Source organism: Specibacter sp. NPDC078692 (assembly GCF_040686835.1).
GTDB lineage: Bacteria > Actinomycetota > Actinomycetes > Actinomycetales > Micrococcaceae > Specibacter.
In genome coordinates, this window is sequence record NZ_JBFBLV010000016.1 from 79,966 (window position 1) to 94,350 (window position 14,385).

At 62.3% G+C, this 14,385-nt stretch carries 11 protein-coding genes; 5 read left to right on the forward strand and 6 right to left on the reverse strand.

Annotated elements, in window-relative coordinates; genetic code table 11:
• Positions 1-2: 2 nt before the first annotated feature.
• The 3 genes from rsmA to AB0O97_RS12350 form a co-directional block, all read right to left on the reverse strand.
• Positions 3-875 carry a 16S rRNA (adenine(1518)-N(6)/adenine(1519)-N(6))-dimethyltransferase RsmA gene (rsmA, locus tag AB0O97_RS12340; RefSeq protein ID WP_363882950.1) on the reverse strand — a complete coding sequence of 291 codons (873 nt, stop codon included), beginning with the start codon at positions 873-875 and terminating at the stop codon, positions 3-5.
• Between the two features lie 122 nt (positions 876-997).
• A complete protein-coding gene (locus AB0O97_RS12345) occupies positions 998-2,170 on the reverse strand; it encodes a transglycosylase family protein (RefSeq protein ID WP_363882953.1) in 1,173 nt (390 codons plus the stop codon).
• A gap of 258 nt (positions 2,171-2,428) precedes the next feature.
• Positions 2,429-3,337 (reverse strand): TatD family hydrolase, encoded by a 909-nt coding sequence (locus tag AB0O97_RS12350; RefSeq protein WP_363882956.1) that lies wholly within the window; start codon positions 3,335-3,337, stop codon positions 2,429-2,431.
• A 159-nt stretch (positions 3,338-3,496) separates the two neighbouring features.
• Between AB0O97_RS12350 and AB0O97_RS12355 the strand changes: the two genes are divergently transcribed.
• From AB0O97_RS12355 to AB0O97_RS12365, 3 genes are read left to right on the forward strand one after another with little or no spacing between them, the layout of a single operon-like run.
• Entirely contained in the window at positions 3,497-4,639 is a 1,143-nt protein-coding gene (locus tag AB0O97_RS12355; RefSeq protein WP_363882959.1) for a MoxR family ATPase, read from the forward strand.
• Between the two features lie 8 nt (positions 4,640-4,647).
• Complete coding sequence (locus AB0O97_RS12360) at positions 4,648-6,117, forward strand: DUF58 domain-containing protein (protein WP_363882961.1); 1,470 nt, start codon at positions 4,648-4,650, stop codon at positions 6,115-6,117.
• A complete protein-coding gene (locus AB0O97_RS12365) occupies positions 6,114-8,528 on the forward strand; it encodes a DUF3488 and transglutaminase-like domain-containing protein (RefSeq protein WP_363882964.1) in 2,415 nt (804 codons plus the stop codon). Before AB0O97_RS12360 ends, AB0O97_RS12365 begins: the two co-directional genes overlap by 4 nt.
• 16 nt (positions 8,529-8,544) lie before the next feature.
• On the opposite strand, the gene AB0O97_RS12370 is transcribed toward AB0O97_RS12365, so the two are convergent.
• Positions 8,545-10,071 carry an NAD-dependent succinate-semialdehyde dehydrogenase gene (locus tag AB0O97_RS12370; protein ID WP_363836879.1) on the reverse strand — a complete coding sequence of 509 codons (1,527 nt, stop codon included), beginning with the start codon at positions 10,069-10,071 and terminating at the stop codon, positions 8,545-8,547.
• A 15-nt stretch (positions 10,072-10,086) separates the two neighbouring features.
• On the opposite strand from AB0O97_RS12370, the gene AB0O97_RS12375 reads away from it, so the two are divergent.
• The gene (locus AB0O97_RS12375; protein ID WP_363836882.1) at positions 10,087-10,221 is read left to right on the forward strand and encodes a hypothetical protein; all 135 of its coding nucleotides are present in this window, start codon (positions 10,087-10,089) and stop codon (positions 10,219-10,221) included.
• A gap of 105 nt (positions 10,222-10,326) precedes the next feature.
• Here the strand turns inward: AB0O97_RS12375 and AB0O97_RS12380 are convergent, their stop codons facing one another.
• Positions 10,327-11,301, reverse strand: a complete 975-nt coding sequence (locus AB0O97_RS12380; protein WP_363836885.1) for a hypothetical protein — start codon at positions 11,299-11,301, stop codon at positions 10,327-10,329.
• Positions 11,302-11,486: 185 nt separating this feature from the next.
• A complete protein-coding gene (gene rsmI / locus AB0O97_RS12385) occupies positions 11,487-12,422 on the reverse strand; it encodes a 16S rRNA (cytidine(1402)-2'-O)-methyltransferase (RefSeq protein ID WP_363882967.1) in 936 nt (311 codons plus the stop codon).
• A 69-nt stretch (positions 12,423-12,491) separates the two neighbouring features.
• On the opposite strand from rsmI, the gene AB0O97_RS12390 reads away from it, so the two are divergent.
• Positions 12,492-14,231, forward strand: coding sequence for a phospholipid carrier-dependent glycosyltransferase (locus AB0O97_RS12390; RefSeq protein WP_363882975.1), 1,740 nt, complete (start codon positions 12,492-12,494; stop codon positions 14,229-14,231).
• Positions 14,232-14,385 lie beyond the last annotated feature (154 nt).

Below are 14,385 nucleotides of genomic sequence, written 5' to 3' on the forward strand. Positions count from 1 at the left end.
GACTAGGCAGTGAGCTTTGCTTCGGCGATGCGGGCATAGGCTGCCACATCTATGACTTCACCGCGGGCGCTGGGATCTACACCAGCTTTGCGCAGGTACGCTTCTGCTTCGGCGGCGCCTCCTGCCCAACCGGCCAAGGCTGCTCGTAGTGTTTTACGTCGCTGAGCAAAAGCTGCGTCAATGACAGCAAAAACTTCTTCACGTGAGGCGCTGGTTACCGGGGGTTCGTGACGTGAAAAGGCCACCAGCCCGGAGGAAATTTTCGGGGCCGGCCAAAACACGTTCATCCCAATGACTCCGGCCTTGCGCATCTTGGAGTACCAGGCGCCCTTGACTGAGGGCACACCATAGGTTTTAGATCCGGGGCCGGCAACCATTCTGTCGGCTACCTCGTCTTGCACCATGACCAAGCCGTGCTGCAGGGAAGGGAAATGTTCCAGTAAGTGCAGGACAACAGGGACAGCCACGTTGTAGGGCAGATTCGCTACCAGTGCTGTGGGCTCGGCCGGGAGTTCAAGGACGCGCATGGCGTCGGAGAGCACAACTTCAAGGTTGGCAGCCTTCTCCGGGCGGAACGCAGCCACCGTCGATGGCAGCTTGGCCGCTAGAACCGGGTCGATCTCAACAGCCACCACGCGGGCCGCGGCATCGAGCAGGCCAAGTGTGAGGGAGCCCAGTCCGGGACCCACTTCCAGAACCGTTTCACCGGGGTCAACATTGGCTGCTGCCACAATGCGGCGAATGGTGTTGCCGTCGATGACAAAGTTTTGTCCCAGCGTTTTAGTGGGACGCACACCGATTTCTTCAGCCAGTCGGCGGATTTCGGTGGCGCCCAGCAGTGGCTGGGTTGCGGGGCTGGATTGCGGGGAGGTCACCCAATAATGGTAGCCGCTATTAACGCACACACTCCCCTACCGGCCTTGAGACCGGTAAAGGAGTGTGTGATGGTTGCCGCTTTGCGGCGGTGCTTTCGTGGAGCGCCGCCAGAGTGTGAGGGTTATCCTGCCGCGTGAGCGCAACCCCACGGCTGCAGTCCGCGCTGGGCGTAGACACGGTTGGCAATGTCAATTTGCTGGGCCTTGGTGGCCAAGCTTGCGTTCGGGGCGTAGGCCCCGCCGCCGGCACCGAGCCAGGTCTGGATATCAAACTGCAAGCCACCGTAGTAACCGTTGCCGGTATTGATGGACCAGTTGCCCGTTGCTTCACACTGGGCAATGGCATCCCACATGGCCTCGTTGGACATGGCCGGTGCGCTGGCGCCAGTGTTGGCACCACCAGCTGCGGCGGCTGCAGCCTTTTCAGCCTTCGGCGCGGGGCGTTCCTTGCTACCAACGCTGACCTTGGCAGCGACAGGAGCCTTGAGAACCTTAGATCCGGTTTCGGTACGGCTAACTTCAACGCCGTCAACGGTGACAGTGCGGAACGTCTTCTCCAACGTGCCAGCAACACCGGCACTGACGGTCTTTTTCTCGTCCTTGAAGAGTGCCGCGTCAACGCTTTGTTCGGTCTCGAACGGGACATCCTCAGTTGCCTGAGCGGTTCCTGCGTTGTTCACTCGGGTCACCTTGACAACCATGTTCTCTACCACGGGTGCCCCGGCAGGTGCCGATAGCTGGTCAGTCTCGGCTAGGGTCACACCGGTTTCGCTCAGGAAATCGGAAATCGTGTGGGCGGTGGTGGTCTTGACCGACTTCTCGCCGTCGGCCACGAGGGTGATCTGCTTGGGGGTGATGATGCTCAAGCCACTGGAGTTGGCGAGCAGAGCGTCTGCGGGGAGGGAAACCCGAGCATTGGCGGCGATGCCCATTTGGCTGATCAAGCCGCCAATCTTCGTGGAGGTGGTGGTGACAGTTTGCTCTGCCCCATCCAGGCTCACGGTAATTTCCTTGGCCGTGTTGACGGTAATGACTGAACCGCTTTCAACACTGGTCTCTAGAGCCGGTGAAACGTGATCAGCAGCGGTCACGGAAATGTCCGCTTCCTGGAGCACGTCACCAACGGACCCACCGTAGGCTTGAACTGAGCTGCTTTGGCCATCCACCACCAAGGTGACGGTTTTAGTGGCCGTTATGAAAGCCAAGAGCGCTACGACGAGCGCCAACAAGACTGCTGCCTGGCAGGCAAGCTTCAAATAGCTCAATTTGCCATTGACGGTGAGGAGAGAAGACACGAGTTCCCGTAACTACTAGAGCACCCGGGCACGGAGAAGTAAGGAGCAACCCTGACCGAAACAGGCCGCAAAATTCTGCGGCCGGCACATGACAAAATTGTTCTTACGAACGGTGGCTCTGGAGCAACTTCGAACGGTAGCTCCAGCAGCATTTCACCCGTTGGCCTTCCCCGACCACGGCTAATAGTTACCCAGCGTAACCCAATCGTGACATTACGGACAAGGCTTAGTTGGATAAAAGTGAGGCAAGCAACAGCACTAGTCTGCCCAAGATCCGTACACGGATTCCGTATTTTTGCGCAATAGGTGGCCCATTGTGCTCAAATCCAGCTCCATGAGTTGTGCCATGCTTTGCACCGTGTACGGCAGCATATAACTGGCATTGGGGCGGCCTCTGAACGGGTGAGGGGTCAAAAATGGTGCGTCGGTCTCGACCAGCACCAACGACGGGTCAGCGACGGCAAGGGCATGGCGAAGATTGTGAGCATTCTTAAACGTCAAGGTTCCCGAAAAGGACATATACCAGCCATTTTCGTTACAGATCTGTGCCAATTCAGCATCACCGGAGAAGCAGTGGAAGACCAACCGCGGGGGCGCCCCTACTTCCGCCAGAGTCTTGAGTACATCCACATGCGCGTCGCGGCAATGAATCTGCAGAGCCAGCTCCCGTTGCTTGGCAATCTCAAGGTGTTCACGGAAGGAATGGTGTTGGGCAGCCACCCCGTCCGCACCCGTTCTGAAGTAGTCCAAACCAGTTTCACCAATGGCACGAATACGAGGATGGGCCGCCATCGCATCAATTTCTGCCAGGGCCGCATCTAGGGTCCCGGCAGTGGCCAGCTCGGGGGCATCGTTGGGGTGAATGGCCACGGCACCGAGCAAACGCGGATCCGCGTCAACCGCAGCAACTGTGAAGCGGGAGGAGGGCAGATCGCAGCCCACTTGGACGGCACCGGCAACACCTACAGCCTCGGCTGCATCCAGCGCCGCAACCAGATCAACGGGTGAATCACCAAAGTCAAAGTGTGTGTGGTTGTCATGAACCGGCACGGGCAGCGGCGCCGGAGCTGGCGCGAAGGCTCCCGGGCGAGTGCCGGCGTCGTGCGTGTGCTCCTTTGAAGGGAGCTCTTCTGGGCGGTAGGGGCGGGGAACATCATTGGTGCACATGGTCTTTTACTTTACCGCCCACTTCTTTTGCCGCCGCAGAGGCCCCAATTGGTGGACAAGCTAGTAGCGTAGGGCACAGGGACCAGCGCAGGTGCGTTGTGGCCCATTGCAGAAAAGTAGTGAAGTGTAGAAGTAGCGAATCGACCCGAGAGGTGGGGCATGGGCCCGCACGAGACATTGCTGGCAGACACCGGAGCAGGAAACTCGCGCTCTGCACCCGTGCCGCCGAGTGTGCCCCCGAGCGCGGGCGCTGCCGTTCCAGGCACTGCGCAAGCCGCGGCGACTGCGCAAGCCGCGGCGAACCACGCAGCGGCCGCACCCATGGAGGCCACGCGATTTGCGCAGCTGAGCCAGCGCATCATGGCCGTGATGAACACCGTGATCGACGGTAAGGAAGAACAGGTACGGCTGGCGCTGACGGTGCTACTGGCCGGCGGGCATCTGCTGCTGGAGGACGTGCCCGGCGTGGGTAAGACGCTGCTGGCGAAGTCGCTGGCGCGCACGGTGCACTGCACGGTCAACCGCATCCAGTTCACCCCGGATCTATTGCCGAGCGATATTACCGGCGTCTCCATTTTCAACCAGTCCACGCAGTCCTTTGAGTTCCGGCCCGGAGCCATTTTCGCCAACATTGTTATTGGGGACGAGATCAACCGGGCGTCGGCGAAAACCCAATCGGCGCTGCTGGAATCCATGGCCGAACACCAGGTGAGTGTGGACGGGAAGACGTATAGTTTGGCCGCCCCGTTCATGGTGATCGCCACCCAGAACCCCATTGAAATGGAAGGCACCTACCCGCTGCCCGAAGCTCAGCGCGATCGCTTTATGGCGCGGATTTCGCTGGGCTACCCGGACACCGACGCCGAGTTGTCCATGTTGGAAACCCACCAGTCGGTGAACCCGCTGGATCAGGTGGAGAGCGTTGCCACGGCCGAACAGGTCACCGCCATGATCGCGACCGTTGCCGCAATCCATGTGGCCCCCGCCGTACGCGCCTATACAGTGGCCCTGGGGCAGGCCACCCGATCCAGTCCTGAGCTCCTCCTCGGCGCCAGTCCGCGAGCGCTGCTGCAGCTGCTGCGTGCGGCGAAGGCCACGGCCGCCTTGTCTGGCCGCGGCTTTGTGCTGCCCGATGATATTCGTGCGCTGGCCGGACCGGTTTTGGCCCACCGTTTGCTGGTAGAGCGTGGTGCCGCTAGCCGCGGCGCCACCGCAGCCAGTGTCATAGCCGATTTGCTGGCCACGGTGCCGGTTCCTGGACAAGCAGATGGGCGCGCCGTGAAGGACGCCCGGTTTCAGTAGGCTCTGACGTGGCGCCCTTTCCTCCCTTCACACTGCGCGGCTGGCTGCTTCTTGGCACAGGGGCACTGGCTTTGTTGCTAGCGATAGTGCTGGGCCGGCGCGATCTACTGACGCTGGCCATCTTCTGTTTGGCGCTGCCAGGGGTGGCCTGCGCCGGACTGTTCTGGTTCAAGCCGGGCCTGTCCCTCAAACGCTACCTCTCCCCCTCACTAGCCCGCGCCGGCAGTGAAGTATCCGTCGTCTTGGACGTGCGAGGACACGCACCCGGCGGCTCGCGGGCCCAACTCGTGGAGAATCTACCGTACAGTTTCCACGACTCCCCCACCTTCGAATTCCCCAACCCCACCGTGCCGCGGGGCCTGCTTAGCCGCTACCACTACCAGGTGGTCCCGACCCGTCGCGGAGTGTTCAGCGTGGGACCGCTGCGGGCCCAGTTCTCCGATCCCTTCGGCGTGGCCTTCCTGCAGCGAAAACTGGACGACGGCGGAAAACTCACCGTCGCCCCAGCTGCCATAGAGCTGGCAACCATCTCACTCTCTGATGGCCGGGGCCAAGACGGCTCCCGCACCACCAAGGAATTGGCCCACGCCAGCCACGACGATGCCATGACGCGCGAATACCGCCCTGGAGATCCCCTGCGCCGGGTGCACTGGCCCGTAACCGCCCGGCAAGGCAAGCTGATGGTTCGTGCCGAAGAATCTGTCACCGCACCCGAGGCCGCCATGGTGTTGGACTTGCGCCCGGATGCTTTTGGCGCCGCGCACCGCGCAATGTCAGCACCGAGCAGGAGAAGCGCCACCGGTGTTTCGGTGGCTGGGCTGTCCGGGGCAAGATTCTCCGGTTCGGGTTCTGCTGGTTCAGGGTTTTCCGGCTCAGGGTTTTCCGGTTCGGGGTTGCGAACCAACGCTACTTTTGAGTCGGCGGTCAGAGCGGTAGTATCCATAACCGCTCACCTCCTGGAGCGCGGCTATTTGCTGCGCGTCCTGGATCAGGAGGGCAGCCCCGGTTTCGCCTCCTCCGTCTCGGCCATTGTTCCGGAGGCCGAAGATTTCAGTGGCAGCCAAGGTATTTTTGACGTGGCTGCCGCATTGGCTGCGCTGGAGCTCGGCGGAGATGCAACGACAGCTACGCCAAGTTCGGCAACAACCGCAACTGGCACAACCCCCTCACCATCCGATGCCGCTGCCCCGTTTGGCAACCAACTCGCTCACAAGCTCCACCGTGGCCGACGCCGCGGACCGCTCGTGGCCGTGACAGGTGTACTCACCGAGCCCCAAGCCCGGCAGCTTGCCGCCATTGCCGAATCCACACAGAGCGCCTACGCCTTGGTCCTCTGTCAGGATCCACTCGACGTTGCGCCGGCCCTAGAAATCCTGCGAGGTGCAGGATGGCGGGCTGCGGCCTTGACCCCATCGGACCCACTAGAAGAAGTCTGGTTGCAGCTTGACCGCAGCAACTCCGTGAGGCTGGCACCATGACAATCCGCCACGATGCCAATCAGCGCCCCACGAGCACCACCAAGCTGTCCGCCTCGGATCGCAGCGGGAACGGCACACGAGGGAAGGGCGCACCCCCTGCAAGGGCCCCCAACACGGGGCCAGCCCGCTGGATTCTGGCGCTGGTCATCTTCACTGCTGTCATGGGCTCCTCGCTGGCACTCAAGGGACTCCTGGTGGATTTCGGCTGGTTCCCGCGTGCCGCCGTCGTGGTTGCCGCAACCCTTTTCTTGCCCGCACTACTGCGGCGGCGCCCCGGGCTGAGTCCCTTTGCGCCGCTCGGTGCGCTAGCGGGCTGGTTACTGGGGCTGACCATGGTCTTTTTCCCGACCACGGCGATCTTGGGCATCTTTCCCACTGCCGAAACACTCGCGTCCGCGCAACTCATGGTCTCCGAAGCCTCCACCGTCATCATGAACACTCTGACACCGGCGCCGTCGGTGCAGCCCATGTTTTTCCTTATCGCCGCGGGTCTAGGCTTCATCGCCCTGTTGCTGGACACCCTGGCTATTACCGTGGCTTTGCCGGCGGCCAGTTCGCTCGGGTTCTTGCTGATGATGGTGCCATCGGCGCTCATGACAAGGTCCGGTCTGGAATTCTGGGGTTTCGTGGGTCCCGCGGCAGGATTCCTGCTGGTGCTGGGTTGCTGCCGGTGGTACGCGCCGGAGGGAAAACTGCGCACCGACGTTCCCCGATTCCCCAGCGGTACCCTGCCGCAGGCGCTCGCGATGGGGGCGGCCGTGGTTCTGCTGATGTCGATGCTGCCAGCAGTAGTGCCCGGTTTTAAGCAGGGCGCTTTTCCGCAAGGCACGCGGTTCAACGAACAGAGCGGAGCAACCAGCCTTGACCCGATGATTTCCCTCGGCCGGAATCTACGGGAACAGTCGGCTCAGACGCACCTCAACTACCTGAGCAACACCCCCTCCGCCCAATACATCCGGGTCAATACCTTGGAGGACTTCACCGGTAAATCGTGGCGGCCATCGCCGTTCTCTACGGGTCTGGACCCCGATCTGAACAACGTTGCTCCGGAGCCCGATGCCAGCCCCGTCATCCCCCGGATAAAAACGCTCACCTGGATCACCCCGGCAGGGCTGCGTAGTGAGTGGCTGCCTGCCCCGGCCGGAACGGTTGCCGTTGAGGACTTGGGTGGCAAGTGGCGCTGGGACCCCACCACTGCCACCATCAAGGGCGCTGGTTCCTCCATCGCCAACCAGTCCTATGTGGTGCACAGCGAGGTGCCGGAGTTGACCCCGGCCCGGTTGGAGCTAGCCACCGGAACGCCCACCCCGACACTGGAGCAGGTGTTCACCACCCTCCCTAACGACGTCCCGAAGCTGGTCAGCGAGACCGCCCAAACGGTGGCGGGGAACGCCGGCACGCCCTATGCCCAGGCCATGGCGCTGCAAAATTATCTGCGTTCTTCGGAGTTCAGCTACAGTCTCGACACCCCTGCCGAAGATGGCTATGACGGTTCCGGCATGGCAGTGCTGGAATCCTTCCTGAAAAACAAGAGCGGTTATTGTGTGCATTTCTCTGCCGCCATGGCCGTCATGGCGCGCGAACTGGGCATCCCTTCTCGCATTGCGGTGGGGTATGCGCCCGGGGCTGTCACCACGGAGGTCGTCAAGCGCGACGGGCTCACCCTGTTCGGCTACCGGGCCACGGGACGCGATGCCCATGCCTGGCCCGAACTGTATTTCGAGGGATTGGGCTGGGTCCCGTTCGAGCCCACTCCCGGGCGTGGTTCTGTGCCTGATTACGCGCAGGAGGAAACGAGTTCTGACCCTGCCGCCAGCGCGCCGGCCGTCCCCACCACCGAGGCTGCCGCCACCCCCACCACAACGTCCGCCACAACTACCGCTGCCGCCGCTCCGGGAAGTCCGGGGCAGGCTGCTGATGCACCCCGCTGGCTCCCGGGCGTGGGTGCCGGGTTGCTGCTAGTGCTGCTGTTGTTGATCCCGGCCATGGTCAGAGGTAATGTTCGACGCCGGCGCCTGGCTCTGCTGCGTACCCCCACCTCTGCTGGGTGTACAGGAGGTGCCAGCGGCGAAGCTCTGCCCGTGTTGGCGTGGCGTGAACTTATGGACACGGCCACCGACTTTGGTTACGCGCACGATGCCTCGCGCACCCCGGCACTGCATGCGCAGGAACTCGCAACCATGCTAGGGCCCACAACCCCAGTAGGCCTGGCGCTCCTGCGCCAGGCCTACGAAGAAGATGCTTACGGCGTTGCGCTCACAGCATCCGTTGGCGAAACCCCAGCGGGGCGCGATGATCTGGCGGACGCTGTGGAAACCGTCACCGCCCGTCTCCAAACTCAAGCCACACTCTGGGGACGGATACGCGCACGGTGGATTCCGGCGTCGTTCTTCAGGCGATGGGGACGATAGCCAAGAAGAAACTGCCTCAGACGTTGCTCGGGTTCGGGAAGCCCACGTACTGCGTGTACAGGTATTCCTCGATGCCCTCCACGCTGCCTTCGCGACCCAGACCAGACTGCTTGACGCCGCCGAAGGGTGCGGCCGCGTTGGAGATGACGCCCGCGTTCAGGCCCATCATGCCGGTCTCGATGCGGTTGGCCATGCGCAGTCCGCGGTTGTGGTCGCGCGTGAAGACGTAGGCGACCAAGCCGTATTCGGTGTCGTTGGCGAGGGCCACTGCCTCGTCCTCGTTTTTGAACGTGACAATCGGGGCCACAGGACCGAAAATTTCCTCGGTGAGGATGCGCGAGCCGGGCTCCACGCCCTGCAGGACCGTGGGCTTGTAGAAGTAGCCGGGGCCCTCGGCAGGGGCGCCGCCGGTGATGGCGCGGGCGCCGTCGGCCACGGCGTCGCTGACCAGGGAGTGGACCTTGTCCCGGCTCTTGGCGTCGATCAGCGGACCCACCTTGGTGCCCGGATCGGTGCCGCGGCCCGTGGTCATGTCACCCATGCGGGCGGCAAAGCGGTTGGCGAATTCATCGGCTACGGATTCGTGGACCAGGAACCGGTTGGCGGCGGTGCAGGCCTCGCCCATATTGCGGAGCTTGGCAGCCATGGCGCCTTCCACGGCGGCGTCCAGATTGGCATCTTCGAAGACCAGGAACGGGGCGTTGCCGCCGAGCTCCATGGAAGTGCGCAGGACGTTGGCGGCGGCGTCGACGAGGAGGCGTTTGCCGACGGGGGTGGAGCCGGTGAAGGAGAGCTTGCGCAGTCGTGAATCCTGGATGAGCGGACCCGTTACGCCGCCAGCGTCGGTGGTGGCGATAACGTTTAGGACTCCGGCGGGCAGGCCTGCCTCCAGCATGACCTGGGCGAAGAGTTGGCTGGTCAGCGGCGTCAGATTGGCGGGCTTGAGCACCATGGTGCAGCCGGCGGCAATGGCGGGGGCGATCTTGCGCGTTGCCATGGCGAGGGGGAAGTTCCACGGGGTGATCAGCAGGCAGGGGCCAACGGGCTTTTTCTGGACCAGGATCTGCGCGGTGCCCTCGGGGTTGCTTGAGTAGCGGCCAAAGGTGCGGGTAGCTTCTTCGGAGAACCAGCGCAGGAATTCGGCACCGTACTTCACTTCGCCTTGGGCTTCGGCCAACGGCTTGCCCATTTCCAGAGTCATAAGGAGGGCAAAATCGTCGGCGCGGGCGGTGACCATGTCAAAGCCACGGCGCAGAATTTCGGCACGTTCGCGAGCAGGGGTCGCGGCCCATTCTGCCTGTACGGCGACAGCAGCATCTAGGGCTGCGGCACCGTCTTCGGCGCCGGCGTCTGCCACAGCGAGCAGCACTTCTCCCGTGGATGGGTCCTCCACATTAAAGGTTTTGCCGGATGCTGCGGGTCGCCATTCGCCGTTGATGAGCAAACCGGTGGGGACGCTTGCCAGCAGGGTGCGTTCGCGCTCGGCCTGATCGGCGCTGATCGGGGCGGCGCTGGTGTGGGTGGCGGCTGGGCTCACGGTCATGGTGACTCCTTTGTCTTGAAGCCCCTGCGAACCACGACGCCGAAGATGGCAGCCAAGACTCACAAGGACGGTGCGGCGGGAAAAGTGTTCTACTTCACGGTAGTTCTCGCCGAACACAGGTGTCTACGCATGGACGCACTACTCCTGTAGCTTTGGCTGTGCAACTGCACAGCTGGTGTTGCGAGGCACCGCGGCGGACGGGTCGAGAGGCTGGCGGGCCGAGAGGCCGACTGACGGGCGCGCTATATGGGCCGTCTACATCCGTGACGCGATGAGCTTACCGAGCTCTGAAAGCTGTTGTATTGTCTTGTCCTGCGTTGTGCCGGAAGTGCTCATCACGAACCAGTACTGTCCGTCCTGCATGAGAATCAGTTGTTCGCCCCGGGAGAAGGCTTCGTCGCCAACTTCGTAGACCGGCACCACATTCTCAAGCTCTTGAAAGTCCGCCCAACGCTCGGCGTCCACCTCAAGGATGGTGACCTTGTGATTCCAGCCGCAACCCTGGCTGGTGGTACCGCTAATCTCCCCGCTGGCAACCACCCCCGTGATCGAGGTGACCTCCTCATCAGAGATCAGTGCACACGCAGAGTCTTCCAGCGCAGGCTTGGAGCTCGGCTCGGCCTTGACTGGGCCGCAATCGGAGCCGCAGTTCTCAATGATTGACGCAGCGAGCCGCTGCTGGGCCAAAAAGACCGGCTGCTCCGAGCGCACTTGCAGCAGGAACTGGTGCTCATCAAACTCCACATACATCGAGGTCTGACCCAGTAGCCGATCATGTTCTAGATCGTTGACGCGGTTGCTCATGGTGAAGGCCGAGTCACCCAATCCGCCAACTGGAGTGCCAGCAGGCTTGAGTGTGTCGAACTGATTGGGCGACCACACGAGCGTCACTTCGTCTCCGAGGTCAACACCTGAACCCCATGTGCAGCTTTCCGCGTTCTTCCGTATTGAGGTTGCTTCCTCATCCCACATCGGCTCCGAGATCACGTCAGCAAGTAGTGACTGATCGACAAGGTTGCAGGGAAAAACGCGCCCACTGGTATTGGCCTCGAGCTCAATGTTTGCCTTATCCGAGGATTCTGGCGCGGAACTTCCATTGGCGGATTCTTGCGCCGCGACACTGTCTGCGGCCGTGGGCGCGTTGTTGGCGAGACCATCCGCACCGCTAGAACAACTCGTGACCGCAAGCAGGGCGGCGAGGGCAATACTGGGGAGCAAAAGACGACACATGCGCTACTCCTTGTGGGGCGCTACGGCGGGTCCAAAACGGCTGCTCGTCGGGCTCAATCGCCGTGCTCACTACCGTCAACCAAGTGTGACATGCGCCACAGCTTGACGGCAAGGGTTCGTGGGCGGCAACGCCGGACCTCCGGAGCCGGGGGCGGAGCCGGACCCGCGCCAGGACCCCCGAGCCGTTAGCCCCTCGCGGCCAGAACGGCGCTGTACAGATCGCGCTTGCTGACGTGCACGTCATGCGAGATCACGGCAACAGCTTCCTTGAGCCGCATGCCTTGGCCAATCAGCTCATTCACAGCAGCAACGTGATCCTCAACGGTCCCCAGATCGGCTTCCGGAGCACCGCCCACAACAATGGCAATTTCGCCACGTATTTGGCTCTGCTCGGCCCATTCCAAGAGCCCTGACAGCGGACGACGAATCACTTCTTCATACGTCTTGGTCAGTTCCCTGCAGACGGCGCCCGGACGTGACGGGCCAAACGCGGTGTGCAGCGCCCGCAACATGGCTTCGAGCCGGTGCGGCGCCTCGAAGAAGACCATGGTGCGCTTTTCCAGGGCCAGCTCGTGGAGCCGTGAGGCCCGCTCCCCCGCTTTACGTGGCAAGAAACCCTCAAAGCAGAACCTGTCCGTAGGCAGTCCGGAAAGAGCAAGTGCAGTCAGGACGGCAGACGGTCCAGGCGCAGAAGTCACCTTCACACCAGCTTCAACAGCGGCGCCCACCAGACGGAAACCGGGATCAGACACGGACGGCATGCCGGCATCGGTAACCATCAGCAGTGTCTTGCCACTTTGCACCTGGGCCAGCAGCTCAGGTGTCTTCGCGGCTTCATTGTGTTCGTGATAGCTGACAATTTGGCCACCCACCTTTACGCCCAAGCTCGTGACGAGCCGGTGCAGGCGGCGCGTGTCCTCGGCGGCCACAATGTCCGCAGCTCCCAGCCACGCAATGAGCCTGGCCGAGGCATCGCCCATGTTGCCAATAGGTGTTGCCGCCAAAATAATGTAGCCCTCACCCGGCGCCGCTACGGGCGCGAGGCTGGAATCGAGAGTTTCTTCGGCCAGCTCCGAGTCGTGGTCAACGGGTGCGGGATTTGTGCCAAAGTCATCTTCCATAACTCCAGCGTAGTGCTCCCCGGCTTCAGCACCCACTTGGGTAGCATTGACACCGTGCAACCCCATGCTATGGATACCGCTGCGGCGGCCCTGGAACCCACCGCTGCCGCTGGACCGCTAACGGACGGCTCTAGCTCAGGCGTGTCCACGGGCGAACTGTCTGAAAGCGCGCTATCCGCCACTGAACAGCCTGCAGTCCGGCGATGGGTACACGATCCAGCCGAGGCCTTCACCCGTTCTGCCCTGCGTACACGGCTCTTGGGCCTGCGGCACTCCTTCGGCACCACGCCCGTGAGCTTGCGGATCTGGTTTTGGATGGCCCCCATCCTGACAGCCTTAGTCGGCGGACTCTTGCGCTTCCTGCGGCTTGGCCAGCCGCCGTCGTTGGTCTTTGACGAGACCTACTACGTCAAGGACGCCTACAGCTATCTGCAGAGCGGCTACGAACGCAATTGGGCGGACAAGGCCAACGACCTCTTCAACCAGGGCATCTTCACGAGCCTCGAGGACACTCCTGAATATGTGGTCCACCCACCCGTAGGCAAGTGGATGATCGCCTTCGGCATGTGGCTTTTCGGCCCGGAGAGTACCTTTGGCTGGCGGTTCTCCGCGGCGGTCGTGGGCACTCTGTCCATCTTCATGCTGGCGCTGATCGCCCAGAAGATGTTCCGCTCCACCATTCTGGGCGCCGTCGCCGGCCTTCTGTTCGCCGTCGACGGTCATGCCATCGTCCAGTCCCGCACCTCACTGCTGGACATCTTTGTCATGTTCTTCGCGCTAGCCGCCTTTGGCGCTCTCATCATGGACCGTGATGATGGACGACGCCGGCTCGCGGCGAGGCTCTCTGCTCTCGCCGGCCCGGATGGTTTAGTCCCGGCCAAAAAGTTGATGTATGGTCCGTGGTTGGGCATCCGTTGGTGGCGGATCGCCGCCGGTGTGGCCCTGGGCCTGTGTATCGGGACCAAGTGGTCCGGGCTGTTCTTCCTTGCAGCCTTTGGTGTGCTGAGCGTGGTCTGGGACATGAACGCCCGCCGTATCGCTGGTATCAAATACTGGGTGTCCGGCGCAGTATGGAATGACGGCGTGCTCGCCTTTGTCAGCATGGTTGCTGTGGCGGTTGCAACGTACTTGGCCAGTTGGACCGGCTGGTTCCGATCCTCCGGCGCTTACGACAGGAACTGGGCGGCGGATAATCCCTCCGCTACGTGGGATTGGGTCCCGGCTTCGCTGCGTTCTCTGTGGCATTACCACTACACCGCATACAACTTCCACAACGGTTTGGCCTCCGATCACCCGTACAAAGCCAACGCATGGTCTTGGTTGGTCATGGGCCGGCCCACGTCTTTCTACGTCAAGAACTATGAAAACGGTGACGGCGGCTGTGCGATTGAAAAGTGCACAGCTGCCATCACCAGCGTCGGCAATCCGCTCATCTGGTGGGCCGGAACCTTGGCCATCTTGTTCCTCATTGGTGTGTGGATTGCCAAACGTGACTGGCGTGCGGCAGCCATTCTGGTGGGCTTCGCCGCCGGCTTCCTGCCTTGGCTCTTCTACCCGCTGCGCACCATCTTCTTCTTCTACGCGATCGCTTACGAGCCCTTCATGATTCTGGCTATCGTCATGGTCCTCGGCATGATTTTGGGTAAGGTGGGCGACCCTCCGCGGCGACGCCAGCGAGGTGCCATCATCGTGGGAATCTTCCTGGTTCTAGTGGTGGCCGTCAGCGCCTTCTTCTACCCGATCTGGGCTGCGGAGATCATCCCGCAGGAATACTGGCGCCAACACATGTGGCTGCCGAGCTGGATCTAGGTTGGATCTGAGGGGGCGGTAGCGCCCGGCCCTCGCAGCTGCATTCGCCGAAACAGACGGAGCCCCGTCGAGTCAGACGGAGCGCTCCGTCTGACTCGACGGGGCTCCGTGGGTGTGGTTGGGGACTGGGCGGGAAAGCTGGCCGCGGGCCGGG

Bases quoted from the DNA above. Each gene is read 5' to 3' on its own strand.
- AB0O97_RS12365 (WP_363882964.1), top strand. From the start codon at position 6,114: ATGACAATCCGCCACGATGCCAATCAGCGCCCCACGAGCACCACCAAG.
- AB0O97_RS12350 (WP_363882956.1), bottom strand. From the start codon at position 3,337: ATGTGCACCAATGATGTTCCCCGCCCCTACCGCCCAGAAGAGCTCCCT.
- AB0O97_RS12370 (WP_363836879.1), bottom strand. From the start codon at position 10,071: ATGACCGTGAGCCCAGCCGCCACCCACACCAGCGCCGCCCCGATCAGC.
- AB0O97_RS12355 (WP_363882959.1), top strand. From the start codon at position 3,497: ATGGGCCCGCACGAGACATTGCTGGCAGACACCGGAGCAGGAAACTCG.
- AB0O97_RS12390 (WP_363882975.1), top strand. From the start codon at position 12,492: ATGGATACCGCTGCGGCGGCCCTGGAACCCACCGCTGCCGCTGGACCG.
- AB0O97_RS12380 (WP_363836885.1), bottom strand. From the start codon at position 11,301: ATGTGTCGTCTTTTGCTCCCCAGTATTGCCCTCGCCGCCCTGCTTGCG.
- rsmI (WP_363882967.1), bottom strand. From the start codon at position 12,422: ATGGAAGATGACTTTGGCACAAATCCCGCACCCGTTGACCACGACTCG.